This is a genomic window from Thalassotalea sp. LPB0316 (genome assembly GCF_014898095.1).
GTDB lineage: Bacteria > Pseudomonadota > Gammaproteobacteria > Enterobacterales > Alteromonadaceae > Thalassotalea_G.
On sequence record NZ_CP062946.1, the window covers coordinates 512,936 to 533,792 of the forward strand.

The following is a 20,857-nucleotide window of genomic DNA, read 5'->3' on the forward strand; positions in this document are numbered from 1 at the left end:
CAGCCGTAGCTGGGTTCTTTCCTTTAATAGGTGTCTAGCAATAAGCCACATGGATGTGGTTAATGCCGAAAACGCATGGACGCAGTTTTCGGTGACCTACTTTATTCCGTACGTCCTGTACTCCACCCTTTGGGTCGCTTTGCGTTCTAAATTGTTCCAGACAATTTAGTCACATGGGACCTCCCACACTACCATCGGCGCAGTTGCGTTTGACGTGCATGGATGCACTAATGCCGTGGAGCCAGGGATGGCAAGGAACGGCCACTTCTGCATTTCTGAGGTATGAGCGCATGGGATCAGGTGATATCACAACACTATTGTCGCTCACCTAAAAGTTCAAATCTCAATAACGAAAAAACCCAGCCGTAGCTGGGTCCTTTCTTTTAATAGGTGTCTAGCAATGACCTACTCTCACATGGGACCTCCCACACTACCATCGGCGCAGTTGCGTTTCACTTCTGAGTTCGGCATGGGATCAGGTGGTACCACAACGCTATTGTCGCTAGACTAAAAACGTTACAATCTGGAAATCTGATATCTAATTCTATTCAAGTTCTGAGTACGTGACTTGTCTTCATACAACATGGTGTAAAACCACTTGGGTGTTGTATGGTTAAGCCTCACGGGCAATTAGTACTGGTTAGCTCAACGCCTCGCAGCGCTTCCACACCCAGCCTATCAACGTTGTAGTCTCCAACGACCCTTTAGGGAGATTAAATCTCCAGTGAGAACTCATCTTAAAGCCTGCTTCCCGCTTAGATGCTTTCAGCGGTTATCAGTTCCGAACGTAGCTACCCGGCAATGCTATTGGCATAACAACCGGAACACCAGAGGTTCGTCCACTCCGGTCCTCTCGTACTAGGAGCAGCCCTCTTCAATTCTCAAACGCCCACGGCAGATAGGGACCGAACTGTCTCACGACGTTCTAAACCCAGCTCGCGTACCACTTTAAATGGCGAACAGCCATACCCTTGGGACCGACTTCAGCCCCAGGATGTGATGAGCCGACATCGAGGTGCCAAACACCGCCGTCGATATGAACTCTTGGGCGGTATCAGCCTGTTATCCCCGGAGTACCTTTTATCCGTTGAGCGATGGCCCTTCCATACAGAACCACCGGATCACTATGACCTGCTTTCGCACCTGCTCGACGTGTCTGTCTCGCAGTTAAGCTGGCTTATGCCATTGCACTAACCGTACGATGTCCGACCGTACTTAGCCAACCTTCGTGCTCCTCCGTTACGCTTTGGGAGGAGACCGCCCCAGTCAAACTACCCACCAGACAGTGTCCCCAAGCCCGCTAAGGGCCCTAGGTTAGAACATCACGCATACAAGGGTGGTATTTCAAGGATGGCTCCACACACACTGGCGTGCATGCTTCAAAGCCTCCCACCTATCCTACACATGTAGGAGCAATGTTCACTGTCAAGCTATAGTAAAGGTTCACGGGGTCTTTCCGTCTAGCCGCGGGTATACGGCATCTTAACCGCAATTTCAATTTCACTGAGTCTCGGGTGGAGACAGTGTGGCCATGATTACGCCATTCGTGCAGGTCGGAACTTACCCGACAAGGAATTTCGCTACCTTAGGACCGTTATAGTTACGGCCGCCGTTTACCGGGGCTTCGATCATGAGCTTCGCAAATGCTAACCCAATCAATTAACCTTCCGGCACCGGGCAGGCGTCACACCGTATACGTCATCTTTCGATTTTGCACAGTGCTGTGTTTTTAATAAACAGTTCCAGCCACCTGGTTACTTCGACTCTCCTATGCTTACTGAGCAAGTCATTCACATTAGAGAGCGTACCTTCTCCCGAAGTTACGGTACTATTTTGCCTAGTTCCTTCACCCGAGTTCTCTCAAGCGCCTTAGTATTCTCTACCTAACCACCTGTGTCGGTTTGGGGTACGGTTCCTATATAACTGAAGCTTAGAAGATTTTCCTGGAAGTATGGCATCAACAACTTCTGCTCCGTAGAGCATCGTCTCGTATCTCAGCCTTAAGAACCCGGATTTGCCTAAGTTCTCAGCCTACTTACTTTCACATGGACAACCAACGCCATGCTTGCCTAGCCTGCTCCGTCCCTCCATCGCATTATATAGAAGTACAGAAATATTAATCTGTTTCCCATCGATTACACCTTTCGGTCTCACCTTAGGGGCCGACTTACCCTGCCCTGATTAACATGGGACAGGAAACCTTGGTCTTTCGGCGAGGGGGTTTTTCACCCCCTTTATCGTTACTCATGTCAGCATTCGCACTTCTGATACCTCCAGCATGCTTTACAACACACCTTCAACGGCTTACAGAACGCTCCCCTACCACTCACACATAGTGTGAATCCGCAGCTTCGGTGACTAGTTTAGCCCCGTTACATCTTCCGCGCAGGCCGACTCGACTAGTGAGCTATTACGCTTTCTTTAAAGGGTGGCTGCTTCTAAGCCAACCTCCTAGCTGTCTAAGCCTTCCCACATCGTTTCCCACTTAACTAGTACTTTGGGACCTTAGCTGGCGGTCTGGGTTGTTTCCCTCTTCACTACGGACGTTAGCACCCATAGTGTGTCTCCCGGATATCACTCACTGGTATTCGGAGTTTGCAAAGGGTTGGTAAGTCGGGATGACCCCCTAGCCTTAACAGTGCTCTACCCCCAGTGGTGTTCGTCCGAGGCTCTACCTAAATAGATTTCGGGGAGAACCAGCTATCTCCCGGCTTGATTAGCCTTTCACTCCGACCCACAAGTCATCACCGCATTTTTCAACATACGTGTGTTCGGTCCTCCAGTTGATGTTACTCAACCTTCAACCTGCCCATGGGTAGATCGCCGGGTTTCGGGTCTATACCTAGCAACTGAACGCGCAGTTAACACTCGCTTTCGCTACGGCTCCCCTAATCGGTTAACCTTGCTACTAAATATAAGTCGCTGACCCATTATACAAAAGGTACGCAGTCACCCGAAGGCTTCCACTGCTTGTACGTATGCGGTTTCAGGTTCTATTTCACTCCCCTCACAGGGGTTCTTTTCGCCTTTCCCTCACGGTACTGGTTCACTATCGGTCAGTTAGGAGTATTTAGCCTTGGAGGATGGTCCCCCCATATTCAGTCAACATTTCACGTGTGCCGACCTACTCGATTTCACTTGTGTTTGTCTTCGTGTACGGGACTATCACCCTGTATCGTTGTCCTTTCCAGAACATTCCACTAACGCCCACAAGCTTAAGGGCTAATTCGCGTTCGCTCGCCGCTACTAACGAAATCTCGGTTGATTTCTTTTCCTCGGGGTACTTAGATGTTTCAGTTCTCCCGGTTCGCCTCTTTACCCTATGTATTCAGGTAAAGATAGTGCCTTATGGCACTGGGTTTCCCCATTCAGACATTCTAGGCTATAACGGTTTTTATCACCTCACCTAGACTTATCGCAGATTAACACGTCTTTCATCGCCTCTAACTGCCAAGGCATCCACCACATACGCTTAGTCACTTAACCATACAACCCCAAATAGTTTTGAGTGTTGACGAGACAAACCGCCAACTAAATGTATTCTGACATTTTCACGTACTCAATAGAGTATCTTGAATTAGAATTCTTAATTAAGCGCGACACTTAATTAAGAGGTTTTAAACAATTTCTTGTTTAAGGATATATATCAGCTTTCCAAATTGTTAAAGAGCAGTGTTTCTTTAGCAGAAACTAAACATAAAAGCTTATGCTTAAGTTTTTATGTTTAATTTCTCAACGAAGTAAGTGGTGGAGCTAAGCAGGATCGAACTGCTGACCTCCTGCGTGCAAGGCAGGCGCTCTCCCAGCTGAGCTATAGCCCCAAAGGCTTCGTCTTAAACACTTTCGTTATCAATGCAATTTGTGTGAACACTCAACACGATAAACTCTTCAAGATAAGGAGGTGATCCAACCCCAGGTTCCCCTAGGGTTACCTTGTTACGACTTCACCCCAGTCATGAATCACAAAGTGGTGACCGTCCTCCCGAAGGTTAAACTAGCCACTTCTTTTGCAACCCACTCCCATGGTGTGACGGGCGGTGTGTACAAGGCCCGGGAACGTATTCACCGTGACATTCTGATTCACGATTACTAGCGATTCCGACTTCATGGAGTCGAGTTGCAGACTCCAATCCGGACTACGACGTACTTTCTGGGATTCGCTCCACCTCGCGGTCTCGCTGCCCTCTGTATACGCCATTGTAGCACGTGTGTAGCCCATCCCGTAAGGGCCATGATGACTTGACGTCGTCCCCACCTTCCTCCGGTTTATCACCGGCAGTCTCCTTAAAGTTCCCGGCATCATCCGCTGGCAAGTAAGGATAGGGGTTGCGCTCGTTGCGGGACTTAACCCAACATTTCACAACACGAGCTGACGACAGCCATGCAGCACCTGTCTCAGAGTTCCCGAAGGCACTATTCTATCTCTAGAAAATTCTCTGGATGTCAAGGGATGGTAAGGTTCTTCGCGTTGCATCGAATTAAACCACATGCTCCACCGCTTGTGCGGGCCCCCGTCAATTCATTTGAGTTTTAACCTTGCGGCCGTACTCCCCAGGCGGTCAACTTAGCGCGTTAGCTACGCTACCCACGAATCAAGTTCACAGACAGCTAGTTGACATCGTTTACGGCGTGGACTACCAGGGTATCTAATCCTGTTCGCTCCCCACGCTTTCGTGCCTCAGCGTCAGTATTTGTCCAGGTGGCCGCCTTCGCCACTGATGTTCCTTCCAATCTCTACGCATTTCACCGCTACACTGGAAATTCCACCACCCTCTACAATACTCTAGACTGCCAGTTCGAAATGCAGTTCCGAGGTTGAGCCCCGGGATTTCACATCTCGCTTAACAATCCGCCTACGCACGCTTTACGCCCAGTAATTCCGATTAACGCTCGCACCCTCCGTATTACCGCGGCTGCTGGCACGGAGTTAGCCGGTGCTTCTTCTGTCGCTAACGTCACAGATAGCCGATATTAGCGACTACCCTTTCCTCACGACTGAAAGTGCTTTACAACCCGAAGGCCTTCTTCACACACGCGGCATGGCTGCATCAGGGTTTCCCCCATTGTGCAATATTCCCCACTGCTGCCTCCCGTAGGAGTCTGGGCCGTGTCTCAGTCCCAGTGTGGCTGATCATCCTCTCAAACCAGCTAGAGATCGTCGCCATGGTAGGCCTTTACCCCACCATCTAGCTAATCTCACTTGGGCTAATCTCTAGGCGAAAGGTCCGAAGATCCCCTCCTTTGGTCCGTAGACATTATGCGGTATTAGCAGTCGTTTCCAACTGTTGTCCCCCACCTAAAGGCATATTCCCAAGCATTACTCACCCGTCCGCCGCTCGACGCCGAAGTGCAAGCACTTCTCGTTTCCGCTCGACTTGCATGTGTTAAGCCTGCCGCCAGCGTTCAATCTGAGCCATGATCAAACTCTTCAATTAAAATCGTTTGTGAAGCTAAAAGCTTCGGCTCAATGAATTCTGTTGTACATTGCTCTTGAATCGCTTTTTAATAAAAGCAAAACAAAAACATAAAAACTTTATATGTAAGTTTTTTATGTGAACATCAACATTGATAAATTTGCCTAACGAAACGTTAGGTCTTTATATGAATTTATTAATGTGAGTGCCCACACAAATTGCATGATAACTATTTGTTAAAGATGCCTACACGAAGTAGGTATGCCGAACTGTTCATGAATGAACCTTTTGTTCGGCGCGAACTAACAATCGCATTCGTTGCTAGACCGCTTGTTACTCTCTCGTCGAGAGCGGATGCGTATTTTACTCATCCTAATTTTGATGTCAACAACTTTTTATAAAAAATTTAATTTATTTTTCTAAGTTGTTTGACTTGTTTGTTAATCATATTGATCGCTTAAACTTATCAAAATACTTCTTTGAGCTGTCCCGAAGAAGTGGATGCGCATTTTAGGGATTTTTTATTACGCGTCAACCCTTATTTTTAATTAATTTTCCGTTCGGTCACTTTATATACAAACCAATTAAAATATACGCTATAGGCGATTATTTATTTGTCAATGACTTACACAACCCCCCAAATTTTGCCTAAGAACTTAATCGCTAGAAATAAAAAAACTCGGTAAAAACCGAGCTTTTTTTATAAAAAGTATTTAGCTTTTTTCGCGTTCGATAGCGCGATAGGCTATATCGGTACGATACATAACATTTTCCCAAGTCACCTGCTCAAGTAGTTGATAGGCTTTTTGTTGTGCACTTGTTACTGTCTCACCTAGTGCCGTTGCACATAAGACTCGACCGCCAGCAGTAACCACATCGCCATCGACTAACTTAGTACCAGCATGGAAAACTTTAGCATCGTCAGCTTGATTAGTTGCTAAACCAGAAATAACATCACCTTTATTGTAACTCCCTGGGTAACCACCAGCCGCCATAACGACACCAACCGCAGCTCGCGGATCAAATACGATTTCTGCTGTATCAAGTTTTTGTCGGCAAGCTAACAAACAAAGTTCAGTTAAGTCTGATTGTAAGCGCATCATAATTGGTTGAGTTTCTGGATCACCGAATCGGCAATTATATTCAATAACCTTAGGCGTGCCATCAGCAGTGATCATTAAGCCCGCATACAAAAAGCCTGTATATGGTGCATCTTCGCTGGCCATACCGTTAACCGTAGGCATGATGACTTCGTTCATAATACGCTGATGAATTTCAGCCGTCACTACCGGCGCTGGCGAGTATGCTCCCATACCGCCAGTGTTTGGCCCTTGATCTTGATTGTATGCTCGTTTGTGATCTTGGCTCGTAGCAAATGGCAATACGTTCTTGCCGTCCACCATCACAATAAAGCTAGCTTCTTCACCTTCAAGGAATTCTTCAATAACAACGCGATGCCCAGCATCACCGAAGGCATTGCCCGCAAGCATATCTTTAATAGCATCTTCGGCTTCTTGCAACGTCATTGCAACAATAACGCCTTTACCCGCAGCTAAGCCGTCTGCCTTAACAACAATCGGCGCACCTTTTTCTCGAACATAAGCTAACGCAGGTTCTATTTCGGTAAAATTTTGATAATCCGCCGTAGGGATGTTATGGCGAGCAAGAAAGTCTTTGGTGAATGACTTCGATCCTTCTAGCTGTGCTGCTTTAGCATTCGGACCAAAAATCATTAACCCTTCAGCGTTAAACGCATCAACAACGCCATCAACTAGCGGTTGCTCTGGGCCGACGATAGTTAGTTCAATCGCTTGCTCTTTTGCAAATGCCACAAGCCCTGCGTTGTCGGTAATATCTAGTTCAACATTAGTTAATTTAGGCTCAGTTGCTGTACCTGCATTACCAGGTGCTACAAATACTTGACTTACTTGAGCTGATTGAGCGGCTTTCCACGCTAATGCGTGTTCTCGACCACCACTACCAATAACTAAAACTTTCATTAAGATTTCCTAATTAATAAAAAGAAGCTAAGACAGGTCAATAGTTTGAGATACCCGCCTGCGCGGACATGACGTATTCTATTTAACATCAAGACTTGTTTTGAAGCTTCTTAATTGTCTATATATAAATGTTATTTTTTAACAAACTTTAAGGTCATACGATCGCTTTCGCCAATCGCTAGGTATTTCGCTTTATCTGCATCGCCTAGGCGCAATACAGGTGGTAACGTCCAAACGCCTTTTGGATGATCAGCTGTATCTTTGGGGTTTGCGTTGATTTCACTTTTACCCGCCAAAACAAAGCCCGCTTGCTCTGCTAGCTCAATGGCTAAGCTTTCAGGGAAGTAACCAGAGCGTTGGTTTTCTGCCCAGCTTTGTGATTCGGGCATACGATGTTCAACAACACCTAAAATACCGCCTGACTTCAGTGCCTTGTGTGCGTCAGCAAACATCATCGCAACACCTTCTTCGCCCCAGTTATGTAAGTTGCGGAAAGTAAGCACCATATCGGCACTACCCTCTGGCGCAATTCTGTTTGACGTACGAGGAGTAAAGTTTGTTAATTCAACTTCACTAAAAACTTCATCACTTGCCATTTTCTGCACAAGACGACGACGCGATAAACTGTAATAATTTTCTTCGTCAGTGTCTGGGTAATGGGCCCCGTACAACTTCCCTCTGCCTTTTAATGCAGGTGCAAGTACTTCAGTGTACCAACCACCGCCTGGTGCAATCTCAACGACTGTCATAGTAGGCTCGAAACCAAAAAACAATAATGTTTCTACCGGATGGCGATAGATATCACGTGCTTTGTTTTCTTCTGAACGATGACTACCAGCCACAGCAGATGCTAGTGCCCGTTGTGCAGCTGAAACTTGTTCGACAACCTCTTTCACTTCAGATTTAACCTTATCAACGCCTGATGAAGCCTTTTGATCAACTGAATCGGTTATCGATTGTTCGTTATCACCTTCAGTAACATCTTCTACAGGTACTGATTCAATCACATCTTCCGGCATTTGAACCTGTTCTTCTGATGCAGGCTGATTGACTTGGTCTGTTTCCGACGTTGTTTTTTGTTGTGAAGAAACCACCCAATAAATAGCAACTACAGCTACAATTGCGATAATTATTTTTTTTGTTGTCGTCATAGTAAATTCCATTACGTAAAAGTTATATCAACTTATAGCAGATTTTACCGCGATATTCAGAGCGAAATAACCGATAAACAAGTCACCTTAACGCGGTTTCTCATTTATCGGTTAACCAATCACAAATTATTGCTCAACAATTTAGTGATTGAAATGACGCATACCTGTGAACACCATGGCAATGCCGTGCTCATCTGCCGCTGCGATAACTTCTTCGTCACGCATTGAACCGCCTGGTTGAATGACTGCAGTAATACCCGCGGCAGCAGCAGCATCTAAACCATCACGGAATGGGAAGAAGGCGTCTGAAGCCATTACCGAACCTTTTACTTCTAGGTTTTCATCAGCCGCTTTAATACCAGCGATTTTTGCTGAATACACACGACTCATTTGGCCTGCACCAACACCGATAGTCATATTGTTTTGAGCGTATACGATAGCATTAGATTTAACGTATTTAGCGACTTTCCAACAGAATTGTAGATCGCGCATTTCGTCTTCAGTAGGTTGGCGCTTTGTCACCACTTTAAGCTCGTCTTGCGTTACTTTACCTTGATCACGGTCTTGCACTAATAAACCACCGTTTACGCGTTTAAACGCAAAACCAGTAGTTTGCGTAGTCCATTGACCACATACTAATAAACGCACATTTGGCTTAGCTGCTACGATTTGCTCTGCTTCTTTCGAAACGGTAGGTGCAATGATCACTTCAACGAATTGACGTGAAATAATCGCTTCAGCTGTTTTAGCATCTAACTCTCGGTTGAACGCAATAATGCCGCCAAAAGCTGACGTAGGATCTGTTTTAAATGCTTGCTCGTATGCGCCTAAAATGTTTTCGCTAATTGCAACACCACATGGATTGGCGTGCTTAACGATAACACAAGCTGGTTCATCAAATTCCTTCACGCATTCTAGTGCTGCATCTGTATCAGCAATGTTGTTGTATGAAAGTGCTTTACCTTGAAGCTGAGTTGCCGTTGCAACAGATGCTTCTTCAGGCTGTGCTTCAACATAAAAAGCTGCATCTTGATGAGAATTTTCACCGTAACGTAAATCTTGTTTCTTAATGAATTGAGAATTAAACGTACGTGGGAACTTATTCTTCTGTTCAAAGTTTGGCTCAGCACCTTCAGTACCGTGCGCTGCTAACATTTGGCCAAAGTAGTTGGCGATCATGCCATCATAACTGGCGGTATGCTCGTATGCTGCAATCGCTAAATCAAAGCGTGTGTTGTATGTTAATGAATCATCATTAGCATCCATTTCAGCGATCACGCGGTCATAATCGTGAGCGTTTACGATAATTGTTACGTCTTTGTGGTTTTTAGCTGCTGCACGAACCATTGTTGGGCCGCCGATGTCGATGTTCTCAATCGCATCTTCTAGGCTACAACCTTCTTTAGCAACCGTATTGGCAAATGGATACAAGTTAACAACAACCATATCAATTGCACTGATATTATTTTCGCTCATAACCGCTTCGTCAGTACCACGGCGCGCTAAAATACCACCGTGAACTTTCGGATGAAGGGTTTTTACACGACCATCCATAATTTCAGGGTGACCAGTGTAGTCTGAAACTTCGGTGACTTTAATGCCATTTTCAGCGAGTAATTTGGCAGTTCCGCCAGTTGATAATATATCTACACCCTTTTGAGCAAGTTTTTGGGCGAATTCGACAATACCAGTTTTATCAGACACGCTAAGCAATGCGCGTTTAATTGGGCGAGGGGTATCCATGTTATTTAGTTTACCTTTAGCAAAATTTTTTGGTCTGGCCTATGACACATATCCGTGGCGACTTCCTAGTAATGTAGCTCCTTGCTACACATCATTGCCCTTTTACTTTTCAACCAAATGGACAACTTAAAAATTCCATTAAGTAAAAAAGCACCCGAGGGTGCTTTTTTAGTGCAGGTTAACCCTGCAGATAATTAGTTCATACCGTATTTTTTTAACTTTTTGCGTAAAGTACCACGGTTAATGCCTAATAAATTTGCTGCTCTTGTTTGATTGCCGCGAGTATACTTCATCACTTCTTCAAGCATAGGGGCTTCAATTTCTGAAAGCACTAACTCGTACATGTCATCAACGTCGTTACCATTTAATTGAGATAAGTAGTTGCTGATCGCCATTTTAGCTTGGGTGCGTAAAGGTGACGACTCAGTCTGAGTTTGTAAGTTACCAGTAACGAATGGAGAAGAAATATTTTGTTCAAACATAAAGTTCAGACTCTTTTTAAGTTAAATTATCAAAATACTGATTTAATAGTTCAAGCTGCGCTTGCGTAGTCTCTAAACCATTAAACCTTGATCGAAACGTTTTTTCTTGATCGTGCGTTTGCATATACCAAGAAACATGTTTTCGGGCTATTCGAAGCCCCATAAAGTCGCCATAAAAGCGATGTAATTCCTTAACATGCTCAATTAATATGGCTCGCACCTCATCCAGTTGTGGTGCAGGTAAATGTGTACCGTTTGCAAGATAGTGGTTTATTTCGCGAAATATCCACGGTCGACCTTGCGCTGCGCGACCCACCATAACGGCGTCTGCTCCCGTATAATCGAGAACGTACTTTGCTTTTTCTGCATCAGTAATGTCGCCATTAGCTACTACAGGAATATCAATTGCTTGTTTAATGGCTTTTATGGTTTGGTATTCTGCCTCACCTTTGTAAAAGTCACTGCGTGTTCTACCGTGAACTGCTAATGACTGAATGCCATTTGCTTGAGCAATTTTCGCAATTTCAACACCATTACGCGTGTTTTCACACCAGCCGGTACGAATTTTTAAAGTTACCGGGACATCAACAGCATCAACTACCGACTTAACAATAGCTTCAACCAATGGAGGCTCTTTTAACAAAGCCGATCCCGCTAGCTTTTTATTCACTTTTTTTGCTGGGCACCCCATATTGATATCAATAATTTGAGCGCCATTTTCAACATTAACCTGAGCTGCAAAAGCGAGTTCTTGGGGATCACTGCCTGCGATTTGCACAGAACGAATTCCCGCCTCACTCGTGTGTACCATGCGCTTTTTCGATTTCTCGGTATGCCATACTTTAGGGTTTGCCGAAACCATCTCTGAAACAGCTAGTCCTGCTCCTAGTTGGCAACATAATCGCCTAAATGGTTGGTCGGTAATTCCTGCCATAGGGGCAAGAAAAACATTACTCGGTAAACTGTATGGACCTATCTTCACGCTGGTGTTTTTTTGAGCTCTTGGTCAAAAGGGCGCACAGTTTACGTGTTTTTTTGGGGATTGAAAAGGATATAAATTGAACAAAATGCAATTTTTTCCTGCTTTTTGATATTGACATTTGGCAAAATGTTTTTCTGTGCAGAATTTAGTCAATTGCTACCAAATTCCGCACCAGAATAAAAGTGAAAAATTGCGGTTTTTTAGTGTCTTTTTCCCGACAAACGTACCCATTCCTCTTGCACTGCGACCGGATCCATGTCACACCATTGGCTGTATATTTCAACCAATCCTTGTGCTTGTTCTTCAAGTACACCTGAAAGCGCTAACAAACCATTATCACCAACAAAAGCTGTAATAGTGGGTGCTAATTCACGCAGTGGTCCAGCTAAAATATTAGCGACGACAACATCGGCTTTTAAGCTCGGCTGATCTTTAGGCAAATAAAGTTCAAGCCTTTCTTCAACACCATTGCGCTTGGCATTCTCTTGACTTGCTTGCAGCGCTTGCGGGTCAATATCGATACCAATCACTTTTTTCGCACCAAGCTTTAAGGCGGCTAGTGATAAAATGCCTGAACCACAGCCAAAATCGACAACGACTTTATCCGTTAAATCTAAGCTATCTAACCAAGTTAAACACAATGCGGTTGTTGGGTGAGTACCCGTACCAAAGGCAAGACCAGGATCAAGCATAACATTTACTGCGTCAGGCTCAGGCACTTCACGCCAACTCGGACAAATCCACAAGCGATTACCGAATTTCATCGGGTGGAAGTTATCCATCCATTCGCGTTCCCAATCTTTATCTTCAAGTTGCTCTAACTTGTACTGCATATTTTGCTTGTCAGGGTGAATACCTTTTAGGTAATTGATCACTTTATCCATGTCATGCGATGCATCAAATAACCCCATCACGACGGTATTGTGCCAATACACCACTTCGTCGCCTGGTAAAGGTTCATATATCGGAGTATCTTTCGCGTCAATAAAAGTTACGGCCTGCGAGCCGGCAGCCATTAGCCACTCACTGTATTTTTCCGCTGTTTCTTCATTCGCATTTAATCTAAGCTGTATCCAAGGCATGGAAATTCCAAATAAAAGAGATATAAACGAGTTTTATATAGTTTATCACTCATCGCGATAGATGATCACTTGCATTTTGCCTTAGATGTCAGTCAAATGAGCTTTTAAGGGGAAAACGATGCTTGATTTACTACCAGATTTATTTGACCAATACGCAAACCAATTAAGCTTGGCTAACGTACCTTTTCAAGATTTTGGTGCTAACACCTGCTTTTATGGTGAAATCGTGACAGTTGACTGCTTTAATGATAACTCGAAAGTCAAAGCGCTTCTGGCAACCTCAGGCGAAGGCAAAGTACTCGTTGTTGATGGCCACGGTTCAATGAATCGAGCACTGTTAGGTGATATGATTGCTGAAAGTGCGGTAAAGCACAATTGGCAAGCCGTTATTATAAATGGCTGTATTCGCGATGCGGGCACCATCGCCACCTTGCCTATTGCCGTTAAAGCACTCGGTACTTGCCCAATCAAAACTGAAAAGCTCGGCCAAGGTCAAACTAACGTTGATGTATACTTTGCCGGTCTTAAATTTACGCCAGGGCATTATGTTTATGGCGACAAAAATGGCATTGCGATCAGTCAATCATTGCTCTCGATATAAAGGTATAACATGCGCTACTTTCCGGTATTTTTAACAGCTGATCGACTTAACATCATCATCATTGGTGGTGGTGAAGTGGCTGCTCGAAAAATAGAGCTGATGTTAAAGTGCACAACAAATATCACGGTTGTCGCAAAGCATTGCAACGACACTGTAGCGCGTTTGATCAACACTGAGCAATTAACTTGGGTCAGTGAAAACTACCGACTAGGGTTAATGAACGAGTGTAACATCGCCATTGCGGCTACCGATGATGAAGCAATTAACGCTTTGGTTTACGAAGAAGCAAAGTCTTTAGGTATCTTAGCCAATGTTGTTGACCAACCTGATTTGTGCGACTACATCACGCCATCGATTATCGACAGAGATCCAATGATAGTGGCAATCTCGAGCTCGGGAAGCTCCCCCGTGTTAGTGCGGATGCTGCGCGAGCAAATTGAAAAAACCTTACCGCAAGCGTACGGTAAGCTCGCCGATTTTGGCTTGAAATTTCGTGACCACGTCAAGGCTCGAGTTAAAGGGGTTCGAAATCGCCGGTTGTTTTGGGAGCAGATTTTCCAAGGTGAAATAGGTGAGAAAATTCTCAACGGTCAAAGCCAATCGGCTGAGCTTGCCTTCATTACCAAACTCAAAGAAAACCAAGCTGATAACACAGGTAGCATTACTTTTATTCACACCAAAGAAGGCAACCCAGATAACTTAACGTTAAAAGCGCATCGCACCCTGCAGTTTGCCGATGCTGTATTTTATGATGAAACTGTCAATCCTGAGTTTATAGAATACGTCAGACGAGACGCAGAAAAGTTTTATCAAGCGATTCCCAGTAGCACGATTATCAATTTCCAACACGCGTTAGAGCTTGCAGAAGCTGGGCAAAAAGTCATTTATTTACTCTCTGGCCATCAACAACTACCGCGTAATTTGGCCTATCAATCGAGCGATATTAATAAACTTGAATTAGTTAATGGCGAGTAATACTTTTTTTGTACCACTGGGCAATTGGCAACGCGGTCAACCCATGTAAAAAAATACTCATTAACACCGTGAGAATGATCACACTCACCGGATATTGATAACCTTCAAAGCCAACCATTGAAATAAACATCAGTAGATATAGGATTGACGCAATACCTCTTGGGCCAAACCACGCGTAAATCAGTTGCTCCTGCCAAGGTGCTCTCGACGCAACTAAACTAATAAACACTGGAATCATGCGCACCAACGTCAAGCTTAATATCGCATAAATAACAGCCTTACCGTCCCAAAACTCACTGGCAATCGGTACCATAACAAAACCAAATAATAGAAAGACAAATAAGGTCAGTTGCTGGCCTTCAGCTTCACCAAATTGCTGCATTTTGACCCTAACGCCGCGATCCCTCACACCAAATAAATAACCACAAACAAAAGCGGCAATAAAACCATTGCCATGCACAATTTCGGCGCAACTGTACGCCAAAAGAGGTAACGCTAATGCGCAGATACTTTGATAAAGCGGCGCCATCCAGTTTCGATGCACGGCATGCTCAATCAATTTACCACCAAACCAACCAATGCAGCCCCCCACCAAAGGACCTAAAATAAGCTGGGTTAGGACAAACATTGCCCACGTGGTTTCACTACTATTACCTATCTCACCACTTATTGCTGCAATGCAAATAATAATTGGTGGTAAAACAACGCCATCATTCAAGCCACTTTCGACATTGATATTTTGTTTAACATGGGTTTTGAGTTTTTCTGATTTAATCAGTGATTGGCCAAGGGCTGCGTCGGTTGGTGTTAACATCAGCGCAATTAGAGTAATAACGGCCAAGCTCAGCGAGTCAAAGACCCAACTGCCAACAATAACACCAGTCAACGCTGTTAAAGGTAGCCCGATGGCGAGTAGGCGAATAGCAACATGACCATCACTGTGCTTAAGGTTTTTGTGTTTGATCTCTGACGCATCAATAAATAATACGATGATCAAGGTGATTTCGGCAATAAACCGAATAACCTCAGTATGAATAGCAAGGCCGAGATAATCATCAACACAATAACTTAGCCCGATACCACTAAGCGAAAAAATCATGGGGCCGGTCAAAAAGTGCGTTTCAAATACGCTTGAAATACAACCATAAAGCAACATGAGCGTTGCACAGACAATGATGACTAAGTGGATATCCATTACAGAAACTTATTTCTTTATAATAAGTTAACTGTATCGCTTATCTGGTAAATGTAAATAAAATGGCTAATCTTTCGTGCGCTTCTGAGCTTGGATTAAGCCCGCGCCTATCTCTAGCCCAATAACTTTTATCATTTACCTTTTAGCACGCTTTATTTTGCGTATTTGATTGAATTTGTCGGTTAAATGCCGTATCAATGATAGGTCTACGTAGTCGAAATATCAGGATGAGGAATGTTAATGAAGCAAATTTCATTTTTGCTTTTAGTTGTCGTCGCATTTGCCAGTAACGCGAAAGAACAAGCTGGCCAAATTTTTGAACAGCTAGCGCCAGCGCTTTATCAAATAAAAATTATTGAGCGCGTCAGTGGCGAAAAAACCACCATTGGTTCAGCCTTTCAAATCACCAATGAAGGTTTAATAGCAACAAATTATCACGTCGTGTCAGGTTATGCTCGTCACCCTGAAAAATACAAAATGGAGTTTTTAGATAACGATGGTAACAAAGGCGAATTGTCACTCGAAAGCGTTGATGTCATTAATGACTTAGCCTTAGTAAAAAAGCTTATCCATCAACCCAATGACAATCCTGTGTTTGAAATTGCAAAACTAGCACCAACGAAAGGCGAAAAACTGTTTTCATTGGGTAACCCACACGATTTGGGGATGATTGTTGTCCCTGGTACCTATAATGGTCTATTACCCGACTCATTTACCGACAAAATCCATTTTACTGGCTCTATCAATTCAGGCATGAGCGGTGGCCCAGTAGTTAATGCTGACTCAAAAGTCGTCGGTATTAATGTTGCTACTTCAGGTAACTCGATTGGTTTTTTGATTCCTCACGATAAACTACAAGCGCTGTATAACGCATATGTAATCGCACCGCCAACCGATATTACTCACCAAATAGCCGAACAACTCAAGGTTTATCAAGCCGAATTAATTGAAGAAGTATTGGCAAGCCAATGGCTACAAAAACCATTAGGCCAAGGCTCAATCCCAACCATCGACGCCCCATTTATTCGTTGCTGGGGCGATTCAAACGCCGACAAAGAAAGTGCTTTATTGTTATCTGCGCTAGCAAGTTGTTCGCTGGAGGATAATACCTATATTGAAAACAACTTTTTCACGGGCCACTTAGTGATGGAATATCGCTACTTAGCGGCTAAAAACATAAGTGATACCAAGTTCTATCACTTATATAATCAAAAACTTCACAACGCTAGAGCGTATAACAAAGTACAGAAAGACGATGTTACTGAGTTCAGCTGCCAGCACGATATTATTTCGCCTGAAAATCAATCTATCATCCAAAAAGCCGTGTTTTGTGCCCGCGCCTACAAAGACTTTCCTAATTTATATGACGTTGTCTACCTCGCCGCTTCTGTTGATAAGAATCAGCAAGCCTTGATCAGTAACTTCAGTTTATCAGGGGTTAAACAAGACAGTGCAATGGCGTTTATGAAGAAGTTTATTGAGGCAGTAACATGGCAGTGATTATTATTGAACAGATCAACCGCGGCCAGAAGTTAATATGCCGTGATCGCTTTGACAGCAATGCCATTGATATTGGTCGCAGTTACCAAAATGATATTATAATTGACGATCCCCATATTTGCCCTGAACACGTTAAGTTGAGTTTTGACGGTGAACATTGGCTTGTAGAAGATCAAGGCTCTATTAACGGCTCCTTTTTAGGTGACACCAAACAAAACGCCAACCAACACATACTGCACTCAGGCGATATTATTAGTATTGGTAAAAGCCAATTAAGAGTGGTATTTCCAGACCATCCAGTGAGCCCAACCATTAAAGTCAGTCCATTTGAAAGCTTGATCGAAAAAGCTCGTCAGCCGTTAAGTATTGCCTTAAGTTTATTATTATTTACTTCACTATTTGGCTACTTACTGTATTTAGGCAAACAAACAGAAGTGACTTTTACGCAATTACTTGTGCCTGCTGTTGGCATGACTTTAGGCTTTAGCTTATGGCCGTCATTGGTGGCGCTAATTTCTCATCTCACCAAAAACGATGCCCGTTATTGGTCACAAATCGGGGTTAGCTTTGTCATCTTTAATTTGTTTTGGCTCAGTGATTTCATTGAGTTTATGTTGCACTTTAATTTATCTAGCGCGTGGCCTGTTTCCTGGCTCACGTCCTTACTACCGATCACACTCGCCTTTTGCCTATTTTGGCTAAATTGCTACATCGGTTTTCACATGAGCGATATTAAGCGCATTGTGGTTTCAGCGAGCTTGTGCTTATTAATTTTTGGTGGAGCTTACTTAATCACCTTAAGTAACAAACCTGAATTTAGAGAGCGACCAACTTATGATGCGACGATTATGACGCCAAACTTTTTAATTGCGCCAAGTACACCGGCGAGTGAATTTATCGAAAATGCTGCTGTGGTATTTGCAAAAGCCGACGAAAAGGTTAATGAGGATTAAAACAGATAAGAAAGGCGTATCAAATGATACGCCTTTTTATTAGTTGTGCTAAAAATTGTTTTCAGTTTACGGCTTAGCGATAAACCCTACCGCTTGGTAAACCTTTTCAAGCACGGCATCTGCTCTTAGTGAGGCTTTATGAGCCCCTTGGCGCATAACATCATTCATAAAAGCGCGATCATTGCGATACTGAGCATAACGCTCTTGAATCGGTTCAATCATGGCAACAACAGCATCTGCAACATCGCCTTTTAAGTGGCCATACATTTTGTCTTCATACTTAGGCACTAAGCTTTCAATGCTTTCACCTGTAGCACAAGACAACAACGACAATAAGTTTGATACACCTGGCTTTTCTTTCACGTCAAAGTAAATACGTGCTTGCTCGTCTGAATCAGTAACCGCTGATTTGATTTTCTTACTGATTTTTTTCGGGGTTTCCAACAAGCCGATAAAATTTTTCGGGTTGGCATCAGACTTCGACATTTTCTTGGTCGGCTCCTGTAAGCTCATCACTCGTGCGCCAAATTCTGGAATATAAGGCTCAGGAATGGTAAAAATTTCACCGTATAAATTATTAAAACGCGTGGCGATGTCACGTGCTAACTCCAAATGCTGTTTTTGATCATCGCCTACAGGTACGGCATTGGTGTTATATAACAAGATATCAGCAGCCATCAATACAGGGTAAGTAAACAAACCTGTATTGATATCGGCGCCAGCTCGCGTTGACTTGTCTTTAAACTGCGTCATGCGGTTGAGCTCACCCATTTGAGCATAACAGTTTAACACCCAGCTCAATTGGCTATGGGCCGCGACATGCGATTGCATAAAAATAGTGCTTCTGTCTGGGTCAACACCACACGCCATATAAAGGGCTAAAGCATCAAGGCAAGCTTCGTGTAGCTCTTTAGGATCTTGACGAACCGTAATGGCATGCAAATCAACAATTGAATAATAGCACTCATGAGTTTCTTGCATATTTACCCACTGCTTTAGGGCGCCAAGGTAGTTTCCTAAGGTTAATGAGCCAGACGGCTGACAGCCACTTAATACGATTGGTTTAGACATAGTTTCCTCAATGGGTAAATCTTAAATTACTTTACAGTTGCTAATTCTGCGCGCATCTTATCAATGACAGCCTTATAATCTGGCTGTGAGAATATTGCTGAACCGGCAACAAACATATCAGCGCCAGCTTCAGCTATTTCGGCAATATTATCTACTTTAACACCACCGTCCACTTCTAGACGAATATCAAAGCCACTCTCAACAATGCGTTGTTTTACTTGACGCAGTTTATCGAGTGTTGATGGAATAAATGATTGACCGCCAAAGCCAGGGTTAACTGACATCAATAGGATCACATCAAGTTTATCCATTACGTGATCTAAATAATGTAATGGCGTTGCCGGATTTAATACTAACCCCGCTTTACAACCGTTTTCTTTTATTAGTTGTAAGGTGCGATCAACATGATCTGACGCTTCAGGATGAAAGGTAATAATACTCGCGCCAGCATTGGCGAATTGGGGCACTAGCGCATCAACAGGCTTAACCATTAAATGAACATCGATTGGCGCAGTTATGCCATAATCACGTAACGACTGGCAAACCATCGGGCCAAACGTTAAATTTGGCACATAATGATTATCCATTACATCAAAATGAACAACATCTGCACCTGCTGCTAACACTTTAGCCGTGTCTTCCCCTAAACGAGCAAAATCAGCTGATAGAATAGATGGAGCGATTAAAAATGAAGACATAACTTCTCCCCGATAATTAAGTGAGCGCTACTTTACCTAAAGCCCACGCATTATTGAAGTTAAAAAGCCTAGAACTGAAGACTATTTTTGCACTTTTTTTGAACAACCCGCACCACATTAGCGCACTAAATAAGCTAAGCTTAACGAGAGCCCACCAGAGAAAAGCCTTAACACATTGAAAATAAAGCATTTATAAATTTTGTTTTTTGAGTATTCACTCAGGCACTGTCTTTGCAAACAAACAATTAACATAAATTTAAACAATAAAAACACTTAAGGGTATAACATGAAAAAATCACTTTTATCGGTAGCTTTGTCTACGATCATTGCGAGCTCAGCGCTAGTGTCAACTCAAGCAACTGCTGTGGAAGGCTTATCGGCAAACATTAGCGTGACGAGTAATTATCTATGGCGTGGAATTTCACAAACTAGTGATGCTGCAGCAGTATCTGGCGGGATCGATTACGCAGCAGATAACGGCTTTTACGCGGGTACATGGGTATCAAATGTTGATTTTGGTGATTCTGCTTCGTACGAAGTAGATTTCTATGCAGGTTTTGGCGGTGAATTTGGCGATGGTTTTGGCTACGATGTCGGTTATATCTATTATGGCTACCCTGATTCGGCTGAAATCGATCCTGATAATGAATATGATTTTGGTGAAGTATACGGCACGCTTTCATATGGCGCGTTCTCTATCTCTGCCAATTACGGTTTACACGCGCAATCGGTTGCTGTCGTAGCAGAAGATGCACTTTACATCAGTGCAGATGCAGCATTTGAGATTGCTGATGGACTTGAGCTTGCCTTACACATTGGTAACTATTCATTTGACGCTAAAGATGCTGAAGATTACACCGATTATGGCGTAAGCTTAAGTAAGTCTGGTTTTACAATCGGTGTCAGCGATACAGAATTGACCGACGATGACATGAAAGTTTACGTTTCATACTCTATTGATTTCGATTTATAAACACGAATAATAAACAGCCTCGAAAATTTAAAAAGCA

Annotated in this window: 14 protein-coding genes, 1 tRNA gene and 3 rRNA genes; 5 read left to right on the forward strand and 13 right to left on the reverse strand. The window is 43.6% G+C overall.

Features of this window, described 5'->3' with window-relative positions:
- Nucleotides 1-392 precede the first annotated feature (392 nt).
- The 10 genes from rrf to prmA form a co-directional block, all read right to left on the reverse strand.
- Nucleotides 393-507: ribosomal RNA gene (gene rrf, locus LP316_RS02290) — 5S ribosomal RNA — on the reverse strand.
- Between the two features lie 102 nt (nucleotides 508-609).
- A 23S ribosomal RNA gene (locus tag LP316_RS02295) occupies nucleotides 610-3,486 on the reverse strand.
- 259 nt (nucleotides 3,487-3,745) lie between these two features.
- Nucleotides 3,746-3,821 (reverse strand) — tRNA-Ala (locus LP316_RS02300).
- A gap of 73 nt (nucleotides 3,822-3,894) precedes the next feature.
- Nucleotides 3,895-5,435 (reverse strand): 16S ribosomal RNA (locus LP316_RS02305).
- Together the 16S, 23S and 5S rRNA genes with 1 tRNA gene alongside form the textbook arrangement of a ribosomal RNA operon.
- Before the next feature lie 692 nt (nucleotides 5,436-6,127).
- Entirely contained in the window at nucleotides 6,128-7,414 is a 1,287-nt protein-coding gene (purD, locus tag LP316_RS02310) for a phosphoribosylamine--glycine ligase (RefSeq protein ID WP_193022481.1), read from the reverse strand.
- 131 nt (nucleotides 7,415-7,545) lie between these two features.
- On the reverse strand, nucleotides 7,546-8,565 hold the full coding sequence (locus LP316_RS02315) for a class I SAM-dependent methyltransferase (RefSeq protein ID WP_193022482.1): 1,020 nt from the start codon (nucleotides 8,563-8,565) through the stop codon (nucleotides 7,546-7,548).
- Between the two features lie 141 nt (nucleotides 8,566-8,706).
- Nucleotides 8,707-10,308 (reverse strand): bifunctional phosphoribosylaminoimidazolecarboxamide formyltransferase/IMP cyclohydrolase, encoded by a 1,602-nt coding sequence (gene purH / locus LP316_RS02320; protein ID WP_193022483.1) that lies wholly within the window; start codon nucleotides 10,306-10,308, stop codon nucleotides 8,707-8,709.
- 194 nt (nucleotides 10,309-10,502) lie between these two features.
- Entirely contained in the window at nucleotides 10,503-10,790 is a 288-nt protein-coding gene (gene fis, locus LP316_RS02325; protein ID WP_193022484.1) for a DNA-binding transcriptional regulator Fis, read from the reverse strand.
- A gap of 16 nt (nucleotides 10,791-10,806) precedes the next feature.
- Nucleotides 10,807-11,772 carry a tRNA dihydrouridine synthase DusB gene (gene dusB, locus LP316_RS02330; RefSeq protein ID WP_193022485.1) on the reverse strand — a complete coding sequence of 322 codons (966 nt, stop codon included), beginning with the start codon at nucleotides 11,770-11,772 and terminating at the stop codon, nucleotides 10,807-10,809.
- A gap of 200 nt (nucleotides 11,773-11,972) precedes the next feature.
- Nucleotides 11,973-12,854 (reverse strand): 50S ribosomal protein L11 methyltransferase, encoded by an 882-nt coding sequence (gene prmA / locus LP316_RS02335; RefSeq protein ID WP_193022486.1) that lies wholly within the window; start codon nucleotides 12,852-12,854, stop codon nucleotides 11,973-11,975.
- A 118-nt stretch (nucleotides 12,855-12,972) separates the two neighbouring features.
- Between prmA and LP316_RS02340 the strand changes: the two genes are divergently transcribed.
- Both LP316_RS02340 and LP316_RS02345 read left to right on the forward strand, forming a co-directional pair.
- A complete protein-coding gene (locus tag LP316_RS02340) occupies nucleotides 12,973-13,455 on the forward strand; it encodes a putative 4-hydroxy-4-methyl-2-oxoglutarate aldolase (RefSeq protein ID WP_193022487.1) in 483 nt (160 codons plus the stop codon).
- Between the two features lie 9 nt (nucleotides 13,456-13,464).
- Nucleotides 13,465-14,430 carry a siroheme synthase gene (locus LP316_RS02345; protein ID WP_193022488.1) on the forward strand — a complete coding sequence of 322 codons (966 nt, stop codon included), beginning with the start codon at nucleotides 13,465-13,467 and terminating at the stop codon, nucleotides 14,428-14,430.
- Here the strand turns inward: LP316_RS02345 and LP316_RS02350 are convergent.
- The gene (locus LP316_RS02350) at nucleotides 14,417-15,625 is read right to left on the reverse strand and encodes a cation:proton antiporter (protein WP_193022489.1); all 1,209 of its coding nucleotides are present in this window, start codon (nucleotides 15,623-15,625) and stop codon (nucleotides 14,417-14,419) included. The two genes, LP316_RS02345 and LP316_RS02350, sit on opposite strands and share 14 nt — an antisense overlap.
- 240 nt (nucleotides 15,626-15,865) lie before the next feature.
- Here LP316_RS02350 and LP316_RS02355 point away from each other — a divergent pair, with 240 nt between their 5' ends.
- Together LP316_RS02355 and LP316_RS02360 are read left to right on the forward strand one after the other, a co-directional pair.
- Nucleotides 15,866-17,125: a S1 family peptidase gene (locus LP316_RS02355; RefSeq protein ID WP_193022490.1), complete on the forward strand. Its 1,260-nt coding sequence runs from the start codon at nucleotides 15,866-15,868 to the stop codon at nucleotides 17,123-17,125.
- Complete coding sequence (locus LP316_RS02360; RefSeq protein ID WP_193022491.1) at nucleotides 17,116-18,078, forward strand: FHA domain-containing protein; 963 nt, start codon at nucleotides 17,116-17,118, stop codon at nucleotides 18,076-18,078. Before LP316_RS02355 ends, LP316_RS02360 begins: the two co-directional genes overlap by 10 nt.
- A gap of 66 nt (nucleotides 18,079-18,144) precedes the next feature.
- Here LP316_RS02360 and trpS read toward each other — a convergent pair whose 3' ends face one another.
- On the reverse strand, nucleotides 18,145-19,149 hold the full coding sequence (gene trpS / locus LP316_RS02365; protein ID WP_193022492.1) for a tryptophan--tRNA ligase: 1,005 nt from the start codon (nucleotides 19,147-19,149) through the stop codon (nucleotides 18,145-18,147).
- Between the two features lie 26 nt (nucleotides 19,150-19,175).
- The gene (rpe, locus tag LP316_RS02370; RefSeq protein WP_193022493.1) at nucleotides 19,176-19,847 is read right to left on the reverse strand and encodes a ribulose-phosphate 3-epimerase; all 672 of its coding nucleotides are present in this window, start codon (nucleotides 19,845-19,847) and stop codon (nucleotides 19,176-19,178) included.
- A gap of 286 nt (nucleotides 19,848-20,133) precedes the next feature.
- Here rpe and LP316_RS02375 point away from each other — a divergent pair, with 286 nt between their 5' ends.
- Nucleotides 20,134-20,820, forward strand: a complete 687-nt coding sequence (locus LP316_RS02375; protein ID WP_193022494.1) for a TorF family putative porin — start codon at nucleotides 20,134-20,136, stop codon at nucleotides 20,818-20,820.
- Nucleotides 20,821-20,857: the final 37 nt, after the last annotated feature.

Bases quoted from the DNA above. Each gene is read 5' to 3' on its own strand.
- purD (WP_193022481.1), bottom strand. From the start codon at position 7,414: ATGAAAGTTTTAGTTATTGGTAGTGGTGGTCGAGAACACGCATTAGCG.
- LP316_RS02315 (WP_193022482.1), bottom strand. From the start codon at position 8,565: ATGACGACAACAAAAAAAATAATTATCGCAATTGTAGCTGTAGTTGCT.
- purH (WP_193022483.1), bottom strand. From the start codon at position 10,308: ATGGATACCCCTCGCCCAATTAAACGCGCATTGCTTAGCGTGTCTGAT.
- fis (WP_193022484.1), bottom strand. From the start codon at position 10,790: ATGTTTGAACAAAATATTTCTTCTCCATTCGTTACTGGTAACTTACAA.
- prmA (WP_193022486.1), bottom strand. From the start codon at position 12,854: ATGCCTTGGATACAGCTTAGATTAAATGCGAATGAAGAAACAGCGGAA.
- LP316_RS02340 (WP_193022487.1), top strand. From the start codon at position 12,973: ATGCTTGATTTACTACCAGATTTATTTGACCAATACGCAAACCAATTA.
- LP316_RS02345 (WP_193022488.1), top strand. From the start codon at position 13,465: ATGCGCTACTTTCCGGTATTTTTAACAGCTGATCGACTTAACATCATC.
- LP316_RS02350 (WP_193022489.1), bottom strand. From the start codon at position 15,625: ATGGATATCCACTTAGTCATCATTGTCTGTGCAACGCTCATGTTGCTT.
- LP316_RS02355 (WP_193022490.1), top strand. From the start codon at position 15,866: ATGAAGCAAATTTCATTTTTGCTTTTAGTTGTCGTCGCATTTGCCAGT.
- LP316_RS02360 (WP_193022491.1), top strand. From the start codon at position 17,116: ATGGCAGTGATTATTATTGAACAGATCAACCGCGGCCAGAAGTTAATA.
- trpS (WP_193022492.1), bottom strand. From the start codon at position 19,149: ATGTCTAAACCAATCGTATTAAGTGGCTGTCAGCCGTCTGGCTCATTA.
- rpe (WP_193022493.1), bottom strand. From the start codon at position 19,847: ATGTCTTCATTTTTAATCGCTCCATCTATTCTATCAGCTGATTTTGCT.
- LP316_RS02375 (WP_193022494.1), top strand. From the start codon at position 20,134: ATGAAAAAATCACTTTTATCGGTAGCTTTGTCTACGATCATTGCGAGC.